The organism is Pannonibacter indicus (assembly GCF_001418225.1).
Lineage (GTDB): Bacteria > Pseudomonadota > Alphaproteobacteria > Rhizobiales > Stappiaceae > Pannonibacter > Pannonibacter indicus.
Genome location: NZ_LIPT01000008.1, coordinates 186803 through 206369 on the forward strand (window position 1 = coordinate 186803; position 19567 = coordinate 206369).

At 63.0% G+C, this 19567-nt stretch carries 19 protein-coding genes; 13 read left to right on the plus strand and 6 right to left on the minus strand.

The annotated features are described in order from the left end of the window. Nucleotides 1–100: 100 nt before the first annotated feature. From ASC48_RS13195 to ASC48_RS13220, 6 genes are all read left to right on the plus strand, one after another. Nucleotides 101–820, plus strand: coding sequence for a GntR family transcriptional regulator (locus tag ASC48_RS13195; protein ID WP_055456235.1), 720 nt, complete (start codon nucleotides 101–103; stop codon nucleotides 818–820). 22 nt (nucleotides 821–842) lie between these two features. Continuing rightward, entirely contained in the window at nucleotides 843–1820 is a 978-nt protein-coding gene (locus tag ASC48_RS13200) for a TRAP transporter substrate-binding protein (protein WP_055456198.1), read from the plus strand. Between the two features lie 62 nt (nucleotides 1821–1882). Next, entirely contained in the window at nucleotides 1883–2392 is a 510-nt protein-coding gene (locus tag ASC48_RS13205; protein WP_055456199.1) for a TRAP transporter small permease, read from the plus strand. Further along, on the plus strand, nucleotides 2389–3666 hold the full coding sequence (locus ASC48_RS13210) for a TRAP transporter large permease (protein ID WP_055456200.1): 1278 nt from the start codon (nucleotides 2389–2391) through the stop codon (nucleotides 3664–3666). The genes ASC48_RS13205 and ASC48_RS13210 overlap by 4 nt, the downstream gene beginning before the upstream one ends. Before the next feature lie 6 nt (nucleotides 3667–3672). Further along, a complete protein-coding gene (locus ASC48_RS13215; RefSeq protein ID WP_055456201.1) occupies nucleotides 3673–4719 on the plus strand; it encodes an L-idonate 5-dehydrogenase in 1047 nt (348 codons plus the stop codon). A 113-nt stretch (nucleotides 4720–4832) separates the two neighbouring features. Further along, nucleotides 4833–5480, plus strand: a complete 648-nt coding sequence (locus tag ASC48_RS13220) for a DsbA family protein (protein WP_055456202.1) — start codon at nucleotides 4833–4835, stop codon at nucleotides 5478–5480. Between the two features lie 11 nt (nucleotides 5481–5491). Here ASC48_RS13220 and ASC48_RS13225 read toward each other — a convergent pair whose 3' ends face one another. The 5 genes from ASC48_RS13225 to ASC48_RS13245 all read right to left on the minus strand — a co-directional run bounded on the left by ASC48_RS13225 (nucleotide 5492) and on the right by ASC48_RS13245 (nucleotide 11875). Next, nucleotides 5492–6577 carry an ABC transporter ATP-binding protein gene (locus ASC48_RS13225; protein ID WP_055456203.1) on the minus strand — a complete coding sequence of 362 codons (1086 nt, stop codon included), beginning with the start codon at nucleotides 6575–6577 and terminating at the stop codon, nucleotides 5492–5494. Between the two features lie 21 nt (nucleotides 6578–6598). Further along, nucleotides 6599–8221, minus strand: coding sequence for a beta-galactosidase BglA (gene bglA / locus ASC48_RS13230; protein WP_055456204.1), 1623 nt, complete (start codon nucleotides 8219–8221; stop codon nucleotides 6599–6601). Nucleotides 8222–8267: 46 nt separating this feature from the next. Next, nucleotides 8268–9395, minus strand: a complete 1128-nt coding sequence (locus tag ASC48_RS13235; protein WP_055456205.1) for a carbohydrate ABC transporter permease — start codon at nucleotides 9393–9395, stop codon at nucleotides 8268–8270. After that, nucleotides 9395–10390 carry a carbohydrate ABC transporter permease gene (locus tag ASC48_RS13240; protein WP_055456206.1) on the minus strand — a complete coding sequence of 332 codons (996 nt, stop codon included), beginning with the start codon at nucleotides 10388–10390 and terminating at the stop codon, nucleotides 9395–9397. The genes ASC48_RS13235 and ASC48_RS13240 overlap by 1 nt, the downstream gene beginning before the upstream one ends. A 126-nt stretch (nucleotides 10391–10516) precedes the next feature. Beyond that, nucleotides 10517–11875 (minus strand): ABC transporter substrate-binding protein, encoded by a 1359-nt coding sequence (locus tag ASC48_RS13245; protein ID WP_055456207.1) that lies wholly within the window; start codon nucleotides 11873–11875, stop codon nucleotides 10517–10519. A 282-nt stretch (nucleotides 11876–12157) separates the two neighbouring features. Here ASC48_RS13245 and ASC48_RS13250 point away from each other — a divergent pair, with 282 nt between their 5' ends. The 3 genes from ASC48_RS13250 (at nucleotide 12158) to ASC48_RS13260 (ending at nucleotide 15204) form a co-directional block, all read left to right on the plus strand. Next, on the plus strand, nucleotides 12158–13189 hold the full coding sequence (locus tag ASC48_RS13250) for a LacI family DNA-binding transcriptional regulator (protein WP_055456208.1): 1032 nt from the start codon (nucleotides 12158–12160) through the stop codon (nucleotides 13187–13189). A gap of 5 nt (nucleotides 13190–13194) precedes the next feature. Continuing rightward, a complete protein-coding gene (locus ASC48_RS13255) occupies nucleotides 13195–14520 on the plus strand; it encodes a GH1 family beta-glucosidase (protein ID WP_055456209.1) in 1326 nt (441 codons plus the stop codon). Nucleotides 14521–14595: 75 nt separating this feature from the next. Then, complete coding sequence (locus ASC48_RS13260) at nucleotides 14596–15204, plus strand: NUDIX hydrolase (RefSeq protein ID WP_055456236.1); 609 nt, start codon at nucleotides 14596–14598, stop codon at nucleotides 15202–15204. 279 nt (nucleotides 15205–15483) lie between these two features. Here ASC48_RS13260 and ASC48_RS13265 read toward each other — a convergent pair whose 3' ends face one another. Then, nucleotides 15484–17394: a PhoX family protein gene (locus ASC48_RS13265; protein ID WP_055456210.1), complete on the minus strand. Its 1911-nt coding sequence runs from the start codon at nucleotides 17392–17394 to the stop codon at nucleotides 15484–15486. A 234-nt stretch (nucleotides 17395–17628) separates the two neighbouring features. On the opposite strand from ASC48_RS13265, the gene ASC48_RS13275 reads away from it, so the two are divergent. From ASC48_RS13275 to ASC48_RS13290, 4 genes are all read left to right on the plus strand, one after another. Then, complete coding sequence (locus ASC48_RS13275) at nucleotides 17629–18369, plus strand: SDR family oxidoreductase (protein WP_141658952.1); 741 nt, start codon at nucleotides 17629–17631, stop codon at nucleotides 18367–18369. After that, on the plus strand, nucleotides 18363–18800 hold the full coding sequence (locus ASC48_RS13280) for a thiol-disulfide oxidoreductase DCC family protein (protein WP_082440125.1): 438 nt from the start codon (nucleotides 18363–18365) through the stop codon (nucleotides 18798–18800). Before ASC48_RS13275 ends, ASC48_RS13280 begins: the two co-directional genes overlap by 7 nt. Further along, nucleotides 18797–19255 (plus strand): DUF3429 domain-containing protein, encoded by a 459-nt coding sequence (locus tag ASC48_RS13285; protein ID WP_055456213.1) that lies wholly within the window; start codon nucleotides 18797–18799, stop codon nucleotides 19253–19255. The genes ASC48_RS13280 and ASC48_RS13285 overlap by 4 nt, the downstream gene beginning before the upstream one ends. A gap of 46 nt (nucleotides 19256–19301) precedes the next feature. Continuing rightward, a partial coding sequence (locus ASC48_RS13290) for a transposase (RefSeq protein WP_055456214.1) occupies nucleotides 19302–19567 on the plus strand: 266 nt, incomplete at its 3' end.

The following is a 19567-nucleotide window of genomic DNA, read 5'->3' on the forward strand; positions in this document are numbered from 1 at the left end:
CCCTCGCCCCTGCCGACTAGTATGGTAGTTTGATATTGACTTGTATGGTAGTATGGAAAATGATGCTGACAAGAGGAGAGTGTGGAAAATGGACGGGAACATGACGGGTCAGATTCTGCCGCTCAGACCACTTGCCGCATCCGAACCGGGCGTTCCCGTCGGCCAGCTGGTGCATCGCGACCTGCGCCAGCGCATCATTCGCGGCGAGCTGGCGCCGGGTACTCTTCTGTCCGAGGCGGAGATGGCCCGCAGCTTCGGCTCCAGCCGCCAGCCCGTGCGGGAAGCCTTCATCAAGCTCGCCGAAGAAGGCCTTGTCGAGGTCCGCCCGCAGCGCGGCACGCTGGTGCGCAAGATCTCCATCAAGCGCGTGATGGACATCCGCTTCGTGCGGGAGGCCATCGAGGCGAATGTGGTTCACCTGCTGGCCAGCGAGCCCGAACCGGCCATCATCGCGGACCTGCGTGCCCAGATCGCACACCAGCGCGAGGCCGCTGCCGATGCACAGGATGTGTTCATGGCGCTGGACGAAACCTTTCACCACACCATGGCCCGGGTGATCGGCAAGACTTATGCCTGGGACGTGGTGGAAAGCGTCAAGGCCCAGATGGACCGGGTGCGCTATCTCAGCTTCGCTGATTTTCCGGTCCCGCGACTCATCGCCCAGCATGAGGCCATCGTCGATGCGATCGAAGCCCGCAACCCGCAAGCCGCCGAGGAGGCCATGCGGATCCATCTGCGGGAGATCCTGAAAGACCTGCCGAACATCGCGGCCGCCCGGCCGGAACTGTTCGACATGGAAGAGGTGCAAGTCACCCCATAATCACATGAAGTGGAGGAAAAACATGCGTCGTTTCACAAGGCAGGCCCTTGCCGCTGCCATCGGGCTTGCCAGCCTGGCTGCCCTTGGCACCCCTTCCCTTGCCGCAGAGCGCGTGCTCAAGCTTGGCCACCTCGCCAATGAGCAGAACACCTGGCACAAGGCCTCCGTGAAGTTCGGTGAGGAACTGAAGGCGCTCACCAACGGCCGTATCGAGGTTGAGGTCTATCCGAACGAGTCCCTCGGCAAGGAAGTCGACCTGATCAACGGCATGCAGCTTGGCACGGCCGACATGACGATCACCGGCGAAAGCCTGCAGAACTGGGCACCCATGGCAGCTCTTCTGGCCGTGCCTTATGCCTACAAGTCGCTGGAGCACATGGACGAAGTGGCGTCCGGCAAGATTGGCGAGGATATCAAGGCAGAGATCGTGGCAAGGGCCCAGATCCGCCCCATCGCCTATTTCGCCCGCGGCCCGCGCAACCTGACCGCCAACCGCGAGATCAAGACCCCTGATGATCTAAAGGGCCTGCGCCTGCGCGTGCCGAACGTGCCGCTGTTCGTCGACACCTGGAAGACGCTGGACGCACAGCCCACGCCGATGGCCTTTTCGGAGGTCTTCACCTCGCTGCAGTCCGGCGTGATCGATGCGCAGGAAAACCCGCTGGCGCTGATCAAGTCGGCCAACTTTGCCGAAGTGCAGAAGTTCGTGAACAAGACCGAGCATGTGCGCTCCTGGATCTATCTCACGATCTCCGAAATGACCTGGTCGCAACTCAGCGCCGAAGATCAGGCCGCAGTCCTGGAAGCGGCCAAGCGGGCACAGGCCTATGAGCGCGAGCTGTTCCTTGCCGACGAGGAAAATCTCGTGAAGGAGCTTCAGGCCGCAGGCATGACCTTTGTCGAGGTGGATGCCGCCGCCTTTGCCGAAAAGGCACGTCCGGCTGTTCTGGCCAATGTAAAGCCGGAAATCCGCCCGATCGTTGAAGACCTCATGAAGTGAAAAGGCAGCTGCGGCCCCGGCACCTCGCCCGGGCCGCAGCATGCCTCCTTCGGGAGACAATCATGATTTTCAGACAGGCCCTCGCGCTTGTGGCTGCGGTCAGCCGCTTTGCCACCGGAGCCGCCTTTTTCATCCTGATGGGCGCGGTGCTCGTTCAGGTGCTCGGGCGCACGCTCTTTCATTCGTCACCCGTCTGGACGGAAGAGCTCACCCGCTTCGCCCTGCTCTATGTTGCCGCCATCGGCATCGGGCTTGCCTATCGCAGCGGCGATCTGGTCAACGTGGATCTGGTCTGCGAGAGCCTGCCCGCCCCCTGGCCGAAACTGCTGCGGGCGCTGTCGGCCCTGCTTACGGCGATGCTGTGCCTGATCCTGATCGGCCCGGCCTGGCGCTTCACTTCCATCGGCGCCATGCAGACGTCCCCTGCCCTGACCTGGCGGATGGACTTCATTCACGCCAGCATGCTGGTTGCCCTCGTCTCGCTCTGCATTTTTTCCCTCGCGCGCTTCCTGTCCATTGCCACCGGCGAAAGTGACGGCCTGCCGCAGGCAGCCGGAGGAGAAACCCCGTGAGCCTTGCCATTCTCTTCGGCGTCTTCACCCTCGGCCTGATCATTGGCGCCCCTGTCGCGGTGACGCTGGGCCTCGCCTCCATGACCTACCTCTGGTTCAAGGGCATTCCTCTCGTCGTCATGCCGCAGAAGATGTTTGCCGGTATCGACGTCTTCGTTCTCCTGTGCATTCCCGGCTTCATCCTCGCCGGCAACCTGATGAACCGGGGCGGCATCACCGGGCGTATCGTGCGCTTCGCCAATGCGCTGGTGGGCTGGATGCGCGGCGGGTTAGGACAGGCCAATGTCGCCGGCTCCATGCTCTTCGGCGGCATCTCCGGAACCGCCGTGGCCGATGCGGCCTCTATCGGCGGCATGATGATCCCCGGCATGAAAAAGGCCGGCTATCCGGCTGACTTTTCCGCCGCAATTACAGCAGCTTCTTCCACCGTCGGACCGATCATTCCGCCCAGCGTGCCGATGATCATCGTCGGCGCCCTCTCTGGCATCTCCGTTGGCAAGATGTTCATGGCCGGCGCCATTCCCGGCATCATGATGGGTCTCGCCATGATGGTGACGACCTATATCATCGCCGTGCGCAAGAACTTTCCACGCCAGCCCTGGCAGGGCGTGCGCGAACTTTGCCTCGCTTTCCTCGGCGCCTTCTGGGCTCTGGCCATGACGGGCCTCATCGTCGGTGGCCTGCTGACCGGCCTTGCCACGCCTACGGAAACCGCCGTTGTCGCCAGCATCTATGCCTTCGTTGTCGGCGCGTTCTTCTACCGGGAACTGCCCATCCGCGAAGTGCCGAAGATCGTCATCGACAGCGCCGTCTCCTCGGCGGCCATCCTCGCGCTCGTCGGCTTTGCCAATGTCTTCGGCTGGATCCTCGTTTCCGAGCGCATCCCGCAGATGATTGCCGAGAGCGTTCTGTCCATCACCGGCAACAAGTTCGTCGTGATCCTGCTGATCAACATCGTGCTGCTGATTGTCGGCATGTTCATGGAAACGATCGCGGCGCTGATCATCCTCTTCGTACCGCTGCTCGCCCTTGCGCAGGGTGTCGGCATTGATCCGCTGCATTTCGCCACCTTTGCGGTGCTGAACCTGATGATCGGCCTCACCACGCCTCCCGTGGGTGTGTGCCTGTTCATCTGCGCCAACATCGCCAAACTGCCGCTGTCGCCGGTCATCCGTGCCATCACGCCCTTCCTCATCACCAACATCATCGTGCTGCTGCTCGTGTCCTATATCCCCGGACTGTCGACCTGGCTGCCCGCCTATCTTCTGGATTGAACCGTCATGGAAACTCGCGTGTGCCGCCTTTACGGCCAGCATGACCTGCGCATTGAGACGGCCGGCGTGCCGCAGCCCGGCCCCGGTGAGGTGCTTGTCGCCATCGGCGCGGGCGGGATCTGCGGTTCGGATCTGCACTACTTTCAGGATGGCGGCTTCGGCCCCATCCGCGTCCGGGAACCGATCATCCTTGGCCACGAGATTGCCGGAACCATCGCAGCCCTTGGCGAGGGCGTCACCTCGCTCAAGGCTGGCCAGAAGGTCGCCGTCAATCCCAGCCGGCCGTGCCGCACCTGCAAATATTGCGCGGAAGGGCTTTTCGCCCACTGCCTGGCCATGCGCTTCATGGGATCGGCCTTGCGCTTCCCCCATGAACAGGGCGGCTTCCGCGACCTTGTGGTCACCGATGCCATCCAGTGCGAGCCGGTGGGCGCGCATGTGGACCACGCGGAGGCGGCCTGCGCCGAGCCGCTGGCCGTGTGCCTGCATGCAGCCAATCAGGCCGGCCCCCTGGAAGGCCGCCACGTGCTCATCACCGGCGCGGGCCCCATCGGCCTGCTCTGCCTGGCCGCAGCCAAACGGGCGGGCGCTGCCAGCATCACCGTCACCGATCTACAGGACGCAACGCTGGCTGTGGCAGCACAAATGGGCGCCTCACAGACCATCAATGTCATGACCCAGCCCGAAGCGCTGGAGCCCTTCAAGGCGGACAAGGGCCATTTCAACGTGGTGTTCGAATGTTCCGCCGCGTCCCCTGCCCTGCGCTCCGCCATCGAATGCGTGCGTCCGCGCGGCCGTATCGTGCAGGTGGGCGTAACCGGCGATCTGCCCATTCCGGTCAACCTGATCGTCGGCAAGGAGATCGAGTTCGTGGGCACGCACCGCTTCCATGAGGAATATGCGCTGGCCGCCCGCCTGATCGACAGCGGCGAAATCGACGTGAAGCCCATCATCAGCCACCGCTTTGCGCTGGACGATGCGGAAGAAGCCTTCCGCATTGCCGGTGACCGCTCTCAGGCCATCAAGGTCAGCCTGACATTCGCCAGCGCCTGAGGCGTTCCCAGCACCGATTGTCTCGCCTGTGTGGACACGTCATCCACGCAGGCGTTCTTTTTCCTCGCCAGGGAACATGCCATAAGACAAGCCTCATCAGCAGAGGCCATGCCGTGAACCCTGAAATCATCTATCTTTTCGATCCGCTCTGCGGCTGGTGCTACGGCGCCGGTCCGGGCCTTGCACGGCTCGCGGCGGAGCCAGGCATCACGGTCACCCTGCAGCCGGTGGGCCTGTTTACCGGGGCGGGGGCGCGGCCCATGGACCCGGGTTTCGCCTCCTATATCGTCAAGGCTGACGAGCGGATCACGGCGATGACCGGCCAGCCCTTCAGCGATAGCTACCGGCAGAACGTATTGTTCGGCGGCACGCAGAGGATCGACAGCGGCCCTGCGAATCTCGCCCTCACCGCCGTGCGCCTGACTGAACCGGACGAGTTGCACAAGGCCCTGAAGGCGCTGCAGGCAGCGCGATATGCCGATGGCAAGGACATCACCAGTCCGGCCGTCCTCGCAGAGATCCTGAGTGACGCGGGATTGCAGGCCGCGTCTGACCGGCTCGCAGCCGCAGACGGGGCGCTGGAAACGGCCATGCAGGAGTGGATCAGCGAAGGCAGGGGCCTGATGCAGGCCATGCGGGCACAGGGCGTGCCTGCCCTGCAGCTGCGCCCCCCTTCGGGCGGACGCTATACCATCGACACCCAGGCCCTGTTCGGAGCGCAAGTCGAGGCCCTGATCGAGGCCATAACCAAAGCTGCTTGAACCAAGCAGCCTCAGCGGTAGAGCAGCGACACGCCGTCGTGGAACAGATGCAGCGCCTCTGGCGCGGCCGTCAGCCGCACGGCGGAATGCCTGAGGCCAGAACGGATGCCCGGCAGCTTGGCCACCATCTGCCGCCCCGCCGCATCCTTCTCAAAATAAAGCAGTGTCACCTCGCCCAGTGCCTCGGTGATGTCCACCGTGCCGGTGAACAGCGGATCACCCTCCGTCTCGCGCAGGTCTTCGGGCCGGACACCGAGATTGACCTTGAGGCCCATGTCGCCGTCACCGGTCGGGATGGCGGCCACAGCTTCCAGACCGCTGTCCAGCCGCACCCGGGTCATCCCGCCGGTGGCGATGATCTCGCCCGGCAGGAGGTTCATAGCCGGACTGCCGATGAACTGGGCGACGAACTCGTTCTGCGGCTTCTGATACAGCTCCATCGGCGTGCCGACCTGGCTGATGCCGCCGCCCGCCAGCACGACGATGCGGCTGGCCAGCGTCATGGCTTCCACCTGATCATGGGTCACATAGATCATGGTGCTGTCAGGCATCTGCTCCTTGAGCTGGGCAATCTCGATGCGGGTGGCCACCCGCAGCGCCGCATCGAGGTTGGAAAGCGGCTCGTCGAACAGATAGACCTTGGGATCACGCACAATTGCCCGGCCAATGGCAACGCGCTGGCGCTGGCCGCCGGACAGCGCCTTGGGCAGGCGTTCAAGATAGGGCGTCAGCTGCAGGATATCCGCTGCGCGGGCGATAGCTGCGTCAATCTCCGCCTTGCTCTTGCCGGCAATCTTCAGGGCAAAGGCCATGTTGTCGCGCACGGTCATATGCGGGTAGAGCGCATAGCTCTGGAACACCATGGCAATGCCGCGTTGGGCGGGAGGGACGTCATTCATCACCACGCCACCGATCTCCAGCGTGCCGCCGGAGATCTTTTCAAGCCCGGCAATCATGCGCAGCAGGGTTGACTTGCCGCAGCCGGAGGGGCCGACGAAGACGATCAGCTCACCCTTCCTGATGTCCAGGTTGATATTGCTGAGAACCTTGACGCCGCCATAGGCCTTGGCCACGTCCGTAAGCTTCAGATCTGCCATCTGCCGGCCCTCCCCTTGCCTTCAGCGCCTGCGCATGAGGCTGACGCCCCAGGGCCCGAGCGCGATGATGCCGTCATGCTCCGAAACACTGCCGATCTCATGCCCGATCGTTTCCCAGTCCTGTGCGGGAATACGGATATCGGCCGGCGTGTCCGAGAGGTTGAAGGCACAGAATATGGTTTCGCCATTCAGCTTCCGGGAAAAACTCAGCACATCTCCCGTCACCGTCATCGGCGACTGGCTTCCCTTCATCACCGCCGGATGGGCATGACGGAAGGCAATGGCACGGCGGTAATGGTGGAGCAACGCCGCCGGATCATTTTCCTGCGCATCCACGGCGAGCCCATAATGCTCGCTGGGCACCGGCAGCCAGGGGCGTGCCTCGGAGAAGCCGCCGCTCTGCTGCTGGATATTCCAGACCATCGGCGTGCGGCAGCCGTCGCGGCCCTTGAACTTCGGCCAGAACTCGATGCCATAGGGGTCCTGCAGATCCTCGAAGGCAAGGTCCGCTTCCGGCAGGCCCAGCTCCTCGCCCTGATAGATGCAGACCGATCCACGCAAGCACATGAGCAGCGTCGCATAGGTGCGCGCGGCAGCGGGCGTCAGATGCCAGCGGGTGATGTGGCGCACCACATCGTGGTTGGAGAAGGCCCAGCAGGCCCAGCCGTCCGAAGCTACACGGTCAAATTCCTCGAAGACGCTCGCCACATAGGACGCAGTCATTGGGCGGTTTGCCAGAAACTCGAAGGCATAGGACATCTGCATCAGGTCATCGCCCCGGGTATATTCCCCCAGAAGCTCCAGCCCGCGCTGGCTGTCGCCAATCTCCCCAACAGTGGCCGCGTTATACTCGTCCAGAACCACGCGGAAGCGGCGCAGGAATTCCAGGTTCTCCGGCTGGTTCTTGTCGTAGACGTGACGCTGATGATTGTAGGGGTTCACCTTGGGCGCCGTCAGATCGTTGCGCTCCTCCACCGGAAGGGCCGGGTTGTCACGCAGTTCCTTGTCGCAGAAATAGAAGTTGATGGTGTCGAGACGGAAGCCATCCACTCCGCGCTTCAGCCAGAAGCGGGCGACATCCAGCAGCGCGTCCTGCACATCGGGATTGTGGAAGTTCAGATCCGGCTGCGAGATCAGGAAGTTGTGCAGGTAATACTGCTCGCGCCTTGCATCCCAGTGCCAGGCCGGGCCGCCGAAGATGGACAGCCAGTTGTTCGGCGGCGTGCCGTCCGGTTTGGGATCCGCCCAGACATACCAGTCCGAGCGCGGGTTATTGCGGCTCTGGCGGCTTTCCTCGAACCAGGGGTGCTTGTCCGAGGTGTGGGACAGCACAAGGTCGATCAGCACCTTGATGCCATGGGCATGGGCGGTTTCAATCACCCGGTCGAAATCGGCCAGCGATCCGAACATCGGGTCCACATCGCAGTAGTCGGACACGTCATAGCCAAAGTCCTTCATCGGCGAGGTGAAGAACGGGCTGACCCAGATGGCATCCGCCCCAAGGCTGGCGATATGCGGAATGCGGCTGACGATACCCGCCAGATCACCGATGCCGTCGCCATTGGAGTCCTGATAGCTGCGCGGGTAGATCTGATAGATCACCGCACCGCGCCACCAGTCCTTGTCCTTGATGAGGGTGGTCATTCACGAAATCCTGTCGTTGATACGTCTGATACTTGAAGGAGGAAGGTTATTTGACGGAACCGGCCAGCAGCCCGCGCACGAGGAACCTCTGCAGCGCGAAGAACACCAGCAGTGGCACAAAGATGGACACGAAGGCGGAAGCCGCGAGAATTTCCCACTCCCCGCCCTTGGAGCCCAGAAGCTCGCGCAACACGCCGGTCATGACGAGCTGCTGCTGGTTGTTACCAAGGAAGACGGTGGCCACCAGCAGGTCGTTCCAGGTCCACAGGAACTGAAAGATGGCGAAGGACGCCAGCGCCGGGAAACTGAGCGGCAGGATCAGCTTGAGGAAGATCTGGAAGTCGCTCGCCCCGTCCACCCGCGCGCTCTCGATGATCTCGCGCGGCAGGCCCACCATGTAGTTGCGCAAGAGATAGATCGCCATGGGCAGGCCGAAGCCCGTGTGCGCCAGCCAGATCCCAAGATACTCCTTGCCGATACCCAGCGAATTATGCAGCCGCAGCAAGGGGATCAGCGCCAGCTGCAGCGGCACGACCAGAAGGCCGACGATGGCGGCAATCAGCAGCGCCCGGCCCGGAAACTCCATCCAGGCCAGCGCATAGGCGGCGAAGGCGGCAATCAGGATCGGGATGATGGTCGCCGGTATGGTCACCGTCAGCGTGTTGAGAAACGCCCGGCCCAGCCCCTCGGCAAACAGCACCGTCTCGTAATTGGCCATGGTGAAGCTCGGCGGTGTTTCCGCCGTCACGAAAATGCGCGGGCTGCGGCCCTCGAACCGCGACGGGCTCTCCAGCCGGTAGGTGCCATCGGCTTCCACCGTCAGCGTCTGCCCATCGGCAAGGCTGGCCGTGGTGCCCGCCTCATGGGCCGCAGGATCCCGCGAGGAGGTGCCGAAGGCAGTCACAATGCCGCTGCCTGTGTCAAAGACATTTCCATCAATGACGAAACGCCCCGCCTCCTCGCGCTGGGAAGCGGCATCGCCAGCCCGGACGATGGAATTCTGAACCGATGGAAACAGCGCCTTCCACCAGCCGGTGGCGGCAATCTGGTCCGCCTGCCGGAAGGAAGAGACCAGAAGCCCGATGGTCGGAACCGTCCACAGCAGCACCAGCGCGATGACGGAAAGGTTGACGGCCCAGGTGAGCCCCGAGCGCTTGCCCGCAATATGATCCATCACTGCATCTCCTTGCGGGCGTTGCGGATATTCCAGATCATGATCGGCGTCACCAGCAGCATGATTACCAGCGCCACCGTGGAGGCACGGCCGGTGTCATTGCCACGGAACATCCAGTCGAACATGAGATTGGCAAGCACCTGCGTGCCCGACTGGCCGTTGGTCATGGCCAGCACGATATCGAAGACCTTCAGCACCACGATGGTGATCGTCGTCCAGACCACAGCAATGGTGCCCCAGATCTGCGGCACCTTGATGCGGAAGAAAACCTGCAACGGCGAGGCGCCATCAAGAATCGCCGCCTCGATGGTCTCCTCCGGAATGCCGCGCAGGGCAGCCGAGAGAATGACCATGGCAAAGCCGGTCTGGATCCAGACCAGCACGATCATCAGGAACAGGTTGTTCCACAGGTCAATGGTCAGCCAGGTCTGCGGCTCGCCGCCGAAGAACACCACCACTGCATTGAGAAGGCCGATCTGCTCCTGCCCGGCGGGCCGGTAGTCATAGATGAATTTCCAGATCACCGAGGCGCCGATGAAAGAGATCGCCATCGGCATGAAGATCAGCGACTTGGCGAGATTGCCCCAGCGGATACGGTCCGTCAGCGCTGCCGCCAGCAGACCGAATGCGGTGGAGGCGGCAGGCACGAACAGCAGCCACAGCATGTTGTTGCGGATGGATTCGCGGAATTTAGCGTCCTCTACCAGCCAGATGTAGTTGCCAAGGCCGACAAAGCGCGTGCCCGAACTGTCGTGCAGCGACAGCCAGACCGACACGAACACCGGGTAAAGCAGATAGACGCCCAGCAGCAGCAGGGCGGGCGCCAGGAACAGCCAGGGCCGGATCAGGGCCGCCCGGTTGATGTTGCGCCCCGCATTGGCCCCGCGCGGCGGAAACACCGCATCAAGGATGAGGTTGGAGCCGTAGAAATAGGCGACGCAGCCGAACACGCCGGCAACAATCGTCGCACCCGCCATCATGATCTGCTGGAGCATTGTCCCTCCCGCCCGCCTCGGCCCGCCGGCAGCACATGCGGCCTGCAGGGTCCCGGCATCCGGTTCAACCGGCTTTTTGTCGTTGTGAAGAGCCGCCAGCCGTATCGCGGCTGGCAGCACAGGCCATTACTTCTTGATCGCGTCCCAGGCCTTCTGGATATCCGCGCCGACCACGGCCGCGTCCTTTCCACCGGCCACATAGTCCACCATGCCGGTCCAGAAAGCACCGGCACCAATGGCGCCCGGCATCAGGTCGGACCCGTCAAAGCGGAAGGTGGTGGCGTTCAGAAGGATATCACCCATCTTCTTCAGGGTCGGATCGCCATAGACTTCCGTGTTGACGCCCTTGTGCGGGGTCAGGAAGCCGGTCTGTGCCATCCACACTTCATGGGCGATCGGCGTCTGCAGGAAATCGATCAGCGCCCGGGCGGCCGGGCTGTCCCTGGTGATGGAGAACATGGTGCCCGCACCCAGCACCGGCTGACCAAGGTCCTTTTCCGCATAGGCCGGGAAATAGAAGAAATCCACGTCCTCACCGATCACCGTGCCTTCGGGGAAGAAGGACGGGATGAAGGATGCCTGGCGGTGCATGTAGCACTGCGGCGGCGAGGCGAAGAGGCCCTTCGGGCTGTCGCGGAAATCGATGGTTGCGACACCGGCCGCACCGCCAGCCACGTATTTTTCGTTGCGGGCAAAATAGCCGAATTCCTCGATGGCACCCACCACCTTCGGATCATCGAACTTCAGGTCATTGCGCGTCCAGGCGTCGTAATCCTCCGGCGTCTGGGTGCGCAGCATCAGGTCTTCCACCCAGTCTGTGGCCGGCCAGCCGGTCGCAGCGCCCGAGCCAAGACCGATGCACCACGGTGTGCCGCCATCGGCGACGATCTGATCCGTCAGCGCCTTCAGCTCTTCCATGGTCGTGGGCACTTCATAGCCCGCATCCTCGAAGTTCTCCGGCACGTACCAGACGAGCGACTTCACATCGACCTTGTAGAACAGGCCGTAGAGCGCATCCTGACCGTCCTTGCCCTTGAAAGTGGCCAGATCCACCCAGGACTGACCTGCGGCATAGTTGTCGCGCAGCCAGTTGGAGACCTCATCACCCAGCGGCGTCAGGAAGCCCTTGGCTGCCAGATCGCGCGCAAGGCCCGGCTGCGGGAAGATGGCGACATCAGGCGGGGAACCGGCTTCCGTATCGATAACGATCTGCTGCTCGAAGCTGTCGGAGCCGGAATAGTTGACCTTCACCCCCGTCGCCGCCTCGAAATAGGCAAAGACGCTTTCCACCAGCGCCTTGTCCGGCCCAAGCCAGGGGCCAAGCACCGTGATCGACTGCCCCTTCAGGGCATCGGACTTAACGCCCTCATAACTTTCCCAGTTGAAACGGCTGTCGGCGCCCGGCTCGAACTTCAGGCTCTGCGCATTGGCTGCGCCGCACATCAGCGCAAGCCCGGCCGCGCCGGCGAGCAAAACTGTCTTCATCGCTACCTCCCAGTACCGCGCCAGGTTCCTGCGCTTCACACGCCGGACCAAGCGTCATTCAAACCGCTTTGAATGCCTCACACTCGCTGATCGGCGCATGCGAGTCAACGGGGATGTTTTTTCAGACATGCTACAACATCACATCCACCCAGTGTTTTCGCGCCGCACTGCAGCAAAACACCCGGTCAAAGGTCTTTGACGCAAGCACCGCAGGCAGCTAAAGTCACGCAAAACTCAAAGCGGTTTGGGTGATCAGACCGAGACTTTCCGCGTTGTGCCCCGATGAATCTGAAGCAGTTTTCCCAGAAGCTGGGGCTTTCGCCCACCACGGTCAGCCGCGCCCTCAACGGGTATCCGGAGGTCAATGAGGCCACGCGTGAACGGGTGCTGGCGGCCGCAAAGCTGCATAACTATCAGCCCAATGCCCGCGCCCAGCGCCTTGCCACGGGCCGCGCCATGGCCATCGGCCACGTCATCCCCATCGCCACCCGGCACGAGATGGTAAATCCCGTCTTCGCCGATTTCATCGCAGGTGCAGGCGAGAGCTACTCGCGCGCCGGCTACGAGATGGTTCTGTCCATCGTGCCGGATGACCAGGAAGCCAGCGTCTACCGGGAGCTGAAATCCCGCGGCACGGTGGATGGCATCATCGTCCATGGCCCCAAGATGGCCGATCCGCGCATTCCGCGGCTGCAAGACATCGGCCTGCCCTTCGTGGTGCATGGCCGCTCCAGCGGCACGGCGGTTCCCTATGCCTGGCTCGACATCAACAACCGCCGCGCCTTCCGCCGCGCCACGGACTTCCTGCTGGATCTCGGCCACCGCCGCATCGGGCTGGTCAACGGCCTGGAGTTCATGGACTTCGCCGCCCGCCGCCGCTCCGGCTATATCGAAGCATTGGAAGCGCGCGGGTTTAAGCCTGCGCCGGAACTGATGTTCAGCGCCGAGATGACCGAAGGTCAGGGCTATGCCGCTGCTTCCGCGATGCTCACCCTGCCCGAACCGCCGACCGCCTTCCTTGCGTCTTCCATGATCTCCGGCATCGGCGTGCGCCGCGCTGTCGAGGAACGCGGCCTGAAGCTGGGTAAGGACGTGTCCGTCATCATCCATGATGACGAGCTTGGATATCTGAAGAACGGCGCGGAAGTGCCCCTCTTCACCGCCACCCGCTCCTCCGTGCGTGAGGCCGGACGTCTGGCGGCGGACATGCTGCTGGCGCAGATTGCCGAGCCTGCCAGCGAGCCGCAGACCCGCCTTCTTGAATGCGATCTCATCATTGGCCAGTCCACCGGACCGGCGCCAGCCAGGACCTGATTTCCATGAACTTCACCCGTGCCGATTTCCCCGGAGACTTCCTCTTCGGCGCCTCCACCTCGAGCTACCAGATCGAGGGCAGCGCCCTCGGCGGAGCGGGGCGCAGCCAGTGGGATGACTTTGCCGCAACGCCGGGCAATGTCATCCGCGCCGAAAACGGTGCGCGCGCCTGCGAGCATATCCTGCGCATGGACGAGGACCTGGACCTGCTCAAACAGGGCAATTTCGACGTCTACCGCTTCTCCACCTCCTGGGCCCGCGTCATGCCGGAAGGGCGCGGCGCGGTGAATGCGGAAGGGCTCGATTTCTACGACCGGCTGGTGGACGGCCTGCTGGAACGCGGCATCAAGCCTGCCCTCACCCTCTATCACTGGGAACTGCCCTCGGCGCTTCTGGATCAGGGCGGCTGGCGCAACCGGGACATCGCGGACTGGTTCGCCGACTACACCACTCTCATGATGGAACGGCTGGGCGACCGTGTGTGGTCCGTCGCCCCCATCAACGAGCCCTGGTGCGTCACCTGGCTGTCCCATTTCCTCGGCATCCATGCGCCGGGTGTGCGCGACATCCGCGCCACCGCCCGCGCCATGCATCATGTGCTGCTCGCCCATGGCCGCTCCATTCAGGCCATGCGCGCACTGGGCGTGAAGAACCTCGGCGCCGTCTGCAATTTCGAATATGCCGCGCCTGCCGATGACAGCGAGGAAGCCCGCAAGGCCGCAGAGCTCTACGACGGCTATTACAATCGCTGGTTCCTCGGCGGCATCTTCAAGAAGGAATATCCGGCCAATGTGCTGGAAGGTCTTGGCCCCCACATGCCGAAGGGCTGGGAGAACGACTTTGACGTGATCGGGACGCCCGTGGACTGGTGCGGGCTCAATTACTACACTCGCAAGCTCATCGCGCCGGATCCGGACAGCGCCTGGCCCTCCCACAAGGAGGTGGAAGGTCCCCTGCCAAAGACGCAGATGGGCTGGGAAATCTATCCCGAAGGCCTCGAATTCTTCCTCAAGCGCACCCACGCGGAATACACGAAAGGCCTGCCGCTCTACGTCACGGAAAATGGCCTTGCCAATGATGATCATCTGATCAACGGCGAGGTGCAGGATGATGGTCGTATCGATTTCCTTGACCAGCACCTTGCCGCCATCCTCCGGGCAGCAAAGGCCGGCGTGCCGGTGAAAGGCTATTTCCTCTGGTCGCTGATGGACAATTACGAGTGGGCCGTGGGCTACGAGAAACGCTTCGGCATCGTGCACACCGACTTCGAAACACTGAAACGCACCCCCAAGGCCTCCTTCAAGGCCCTTGCAAAAGCCATCGCGCGCTGATTGGCCACGGGTTGGCCTTGACAGACAGACTTGGGAAGGGCCTTTCTGCTGCATTGCAACAAGAAGGCCTTTCCCATGTCAGAGACCGGTACGCCCGCCCGCACCCTGCAAGACCGGGTCCGCATCCGCGAAGCTGCGCTGCTTTCCGATTACTGGGGCAAGCTGACCCGCTACCGCTTTGATCTGCGCCGGTCGGATGGTCAATGGCAGGAGCAGACACGGGAAGTCTATGACCGGGGGCACGGCGCCGTGCTGCTGGCCTATGACCTGGAGCGCCGCCACGTGCTGCTCACCCGCCAGTTCCGCCTGCCGGCTTTTGTTGCCGGATATCGGGAGGAGATGATCGAGGCGCCCGCCGGGCTGCTCGACAAGCTCGATCCCGAAACCCGCATCCGTGCCGAGGTGGAAGAGGAAACCGGCTACCGGCTGGGCAAGGTGGAGCGCCTGTTTGCGCCCTTCATGAGCCCCGGCTCGGTCACCGAACAGGTCACCTTCTTCATCGCCCCCTATTCCCCCGATGACCGGGTGAGTGACGGCGGCGGCCTTGAAGAGGAAGGCGAGGACATCGAAGTTCTGGACCTTGCCTTTGACGAGGCGTTTGCCATGGTCCGCGACGGCCGCATCTGCGACGGCAAGACCATCCTGCTGCTCGACCACCTGGCGCTGACCGTGTTCCGGGATTGAGAGACAGTCATATTTTGAAAGTACTTAACCCCAATTCCGTCCTGCCATGACTTGATCATGGCATCCACGCCCCTGCCTCTCCCCGCGCCAGGCGGTAACGGAGCACAAGCCTTCAGACAGGCTGACCGTGCGGTACGGCCACGGAATGGATGCCATGGCCGAGCCATGGCAAGACGGAGACGGGGAGGCTTGGCGCGGGAAGAGAGGCCGAAAGCCTCAAGAAAACCAAAGAGCGCGCCTGGTGGGCACGCCCTTCGTGTTTCAGAGGATCACGGCAGATCAGCCGATGATGCGGTTGTCTTCGTGCTTGACCGCCACGATGGCCGAGCGCGGCAGCTTGCCTTCGCCGTCCGGGAACGAAGCATCCGGGTGCTGGATGCCGACGAAGTGGGTGCGCTTGTCGGAAGACCAGGTCATGCCGGTCACTTCTGCGCCCTTCGGGGCGGTGAGGAAGCGCTCGATGCGGCCCGTCACCGGGTCGCCTGCCAGCATCTGGTTGTTGCCCTGACCGGCATAGTCGCCTTCGTTGCAGTCTTCACCATCGGTCTGGATCCAGAGCAGGCCCGTGGTGTCGAACATCATGCCGTCCGGCGAGTTGAACATGTTGCCTTCGTTGATGTTCGAAGAGCCGGCATAGGCGTCCTTGTGGACAGCCGGGTTGCCGGCCATGCAGAACAGGTCCCACCTGAAGGCAGCATCTGCATGGTCTTCATTCGCCGGGAACCAGCGGACGATCTGGCCGTAGTTGTTCTTCTCGCGCGGGTTGACAGCGTTCACTTCCAGCGGGTCTCCGCCAGCGTTGGTGCGCAGCTTGCCGTCCTTCACTTCACCACGGCGGCTGTTGTTGGTCAGCGCGCAGTAGGCTTCGATGGCGACCGGGTTGGTGGCAACCCACTCCGGGCGGTCCATGGTGGTGGCACCAACCTTGGAAGCGGCCATGCGGGTGAAGACGCAAATCTCGTCCATCTTCATGCCGGTGGTTTCCGGCGTCAGAGCCAGCCACTCGCCGGTTCCGTCTTCCGCGAACTTGGCCACAAAGAGCGTGCCTTCGTCCAGCAGCTTAGAGGTGTCGCCGCCCGGAACGTAGATGCCGTTGGAGACATACTTGTAGAGGAACTCGCCACGCTCATCGTCCCCCATGTAGACGACCACGCGGCCATCACGCGCGATCACGCAGGCAGCGTTCTCGTGCTTGATGCGGCCGAGAGCGGTGCGCTTGACCGGGGTGGAGGAGGCGTCCGACGGATCGATCTCGACCACATAACCAGCGCGGCGCGGCTCGTTCGGGTGCTTGGAAACGTCGAAACGCTCGTCGAACTTCTCGTAGGCGTAGCGGGTTTCAGCCGAGATGCCATAACGCTTGTAGTCGTCCGGCAGCTTGAATTCGGCGTTGGTGGAGCCGAAGTAGCCGTTGAAGTTTTCTTCGCAGGTCAGATAGGTGCCCCAGGGGGTCTTGCCTGCACCGCAGTTGTTGAAGGTGCCGAAGCTTTCCGTGCCCGACGGATCGGCATCGGTCTTGACGAGATCTGAACCGGCAGCCGGGCCAGAGAGCTTCATCGGGGTGTTGTGATGAATGCGGCGGTTGAACGGGCTGTCCACCACGATGTGCCAGCCGTTTTCGCCTTCCGCCACTTCCATGACGGTGACGCCCTGCATGTGCTGCAGGATCTTCACGTCGTCGGCGCTCTGCGGCACACCTTCCGGAGCATGCGGCAGGTTGATTTCCGGGTTCACATATTCGTGGTTCACGGCGATGACCTGATGGCCGCCGATGACGAAGAGTTCCATGCCGTCGGTGTTTTCACCGAACACCTTGTCCGAATGCTCGACGCTGACAGCCTTTTCCGGGTCCAGATCCGGCACGCCCGAGAACAGCGGCTCGCCCCACTTGGCCAGCGGCTTCCAGGTGTAGCCTTCCGGAACATGAACGGTGTGGCCGGTCGCAATCGGCACCGGCTTGAACTGGAAGCGCGAGGACGTGTCCTGCGCCAGTGCAGCGGTGGAGGACATCAGGTTGCCCACGGTGCCCATGGCAGCAGCGGCAGAGCCGAAAGCCAGGACACCGCCAAGGAAGCCGCGGCGGGACAGGGCGCTTTCGACCACGCAGTCGAAATCCGTCACGGCCGGGGGCGGGTTCTGCAGTTCATCCCATTCGTCCCAGGACAGATCGCTCTTCTTGATGCCGGACATGGCTAGCTCTCTCGAAACTGTTTACGAGGTCTATCGCCTCGCCCGACCGGTTAATGGCTCAGTGTCACAGGCAGATGACAAGGTAGCAGGTGCCCAGAAGCACACTTTATCCGGCTTGGTAAAAATGCGGATTATCCCCGTGAAGGAACAAGGCACTGGCATCATCGGGGGCATCTGAACCGGCAGCGCATCTGCGGCGTATTAATAGCGGTTGAATTGACTGGAGCACCCGAGTTGACCGGACCTGCTGCGCAAGACCTGAACTCGTTCCCGCCCGGCGGCCTCGCCGTTGTTGCAGGCAGCACGGGAGCGATAGGTGCCGGGATCGCGCGCCAGATCGAGGCAAGCGGCCGCTTCGCCAGGGTGATCGGGCTCTCCCGGTCCGGCACCGGTGGCCTCTCCTTTGACCTTACGGATGAGGCAAGCATTGCCGCCGCTGCGCTCGCCATTGGCGACGCGTCAAAAACCACGCCCCTGCGGCTTGTCTTCGATGCCACCGGCATGCTCCATGAGGGGAATATCCAGCCCGAAAAGAGCTGGCGGCAGATGGATCCGGCCGCCATGGCACGGGTGTTTGCCATCAACACCATCGGCCCGGCCCTGCTCATGAAGCATTTCCTGCCGCTGCTGGCTGGCGAGGGAAAGGCAGTGTTTGCCACACTCTCTGCCCGTGTGGGCAGCATCGGCGACAACAATCTGGGCGGCTGGTACAGCTACCGTGCTGCAAAGGCCGCACTCAACCAGCTTGTCCGCTCCGCCAGTATCGAACTGGCCCGCAAACGCCCTGAAAGCCTTTGTATCGCCCTGCATCCCGGCACGGTGGAGAGCCGTTTGTCAGAGCCCTTCGCCAGATCCGGCCTCACGGTGCGTCCGCCACACGAGGCGGCCCGCCTGCTGCTGCAGACCATCGATAATCTCAGCGCTGCGCAGACCGGCAGTTTCCATGATGCGGAAGGCAAGGAGATCGTATGGTGAGCACCGCTGTCACGCCCCCGGCAGCACCACAGCCGGAAATGCCGCCCGTCACAGTCTATTATGACGGCGCCTGCCCGCTCTGCGCGCGCGAGATCGCCGTCTACAGACGGCAGGCCGGCGCGGCGGGTGTCTGCTGGGTGGATGTCTCCTCAGAGGCCTCGGAAACCCTGCCGGACGGGCTCACGCGCAGCGCCGCGCTTGCCCGGTTTCATGTGCGCGGCGCCGATGGAAAGCTGCGCTCGGGCGCGGCAGCATTTCTCAGCCTGTGGCACAGCCTGCCACGCTTCGCGCGTGCTGCCCGCCTGCTCGACCGGCCGGTTCCGCGCGCCATCCTGGAGTCCGGCTACCGTCTGACACTCATCATCCGCCCTGCCCTGCAATCCCTGGCAAGACACGTGTTCCGCCCTCATCCGCAGGAGCAAGACAGATGACACGGCACCTCACCTTCAATCCCCTGACTGTGCCGCGCCCGGCGCTTGCCCTCGGAGTTGCCGGGCTGATCCCCTTTGCGGCCGCCAGCCTGATGACCTTTGCAGGACCGCCCGAGCTGCGCCCGCAAGCAGCCTTCGCACTTGCAGCTTATGGCGCGGTCATCCTGTCCTTTCTGGGGGGCATTCACTGGGGCGTGGCCATGGCCGCATCCGCCGGACAGGACGGGCCTTTCGAAGACAGGGAGCTTCTCACCCGGCTCGCCATCGCCGTCGCCCCTTCTCTTGCAGGCTGGGCAGGCTTGCTGTTGCCCCAGACTTCGGGGCTTCTGCTGCTGGCCGCGTGCTTTGCCGCCATGTTCGCCCTTGATCTGACCGCATCGAGGGAGGGCAAGTTTCCGCTCTGGTATCCAGCGCTGCGCCTGCCGATCAGCGCCGGAGTGATCCACCCCCATTGAACGGGTCCACCTTGAAGTATGGTTTTGACCCTGAAGGAGGACCACAATGGCAAACAAGCGACACAAGCCCGACGAGATCGTCACGAAGCTTCGGCAGGTTGAGGTTTTGCGCGGCCAAGGCATGGCGATGGCGGATGCCGTTCGCCAGATCGGCGTTTCCGAGCTGACGTTCTACCGGTGGCGTAAGCAATATGGCGGCATGAGCCGTGACCAGCTTCGGCAGTTGAAGGATCTCCAGAAGGAGAACGAACGGCTTCGCAAGGCGGTGGCGGATCTGACGCTGGACAAGCTGATCCTGACGGAGGCTGCGCG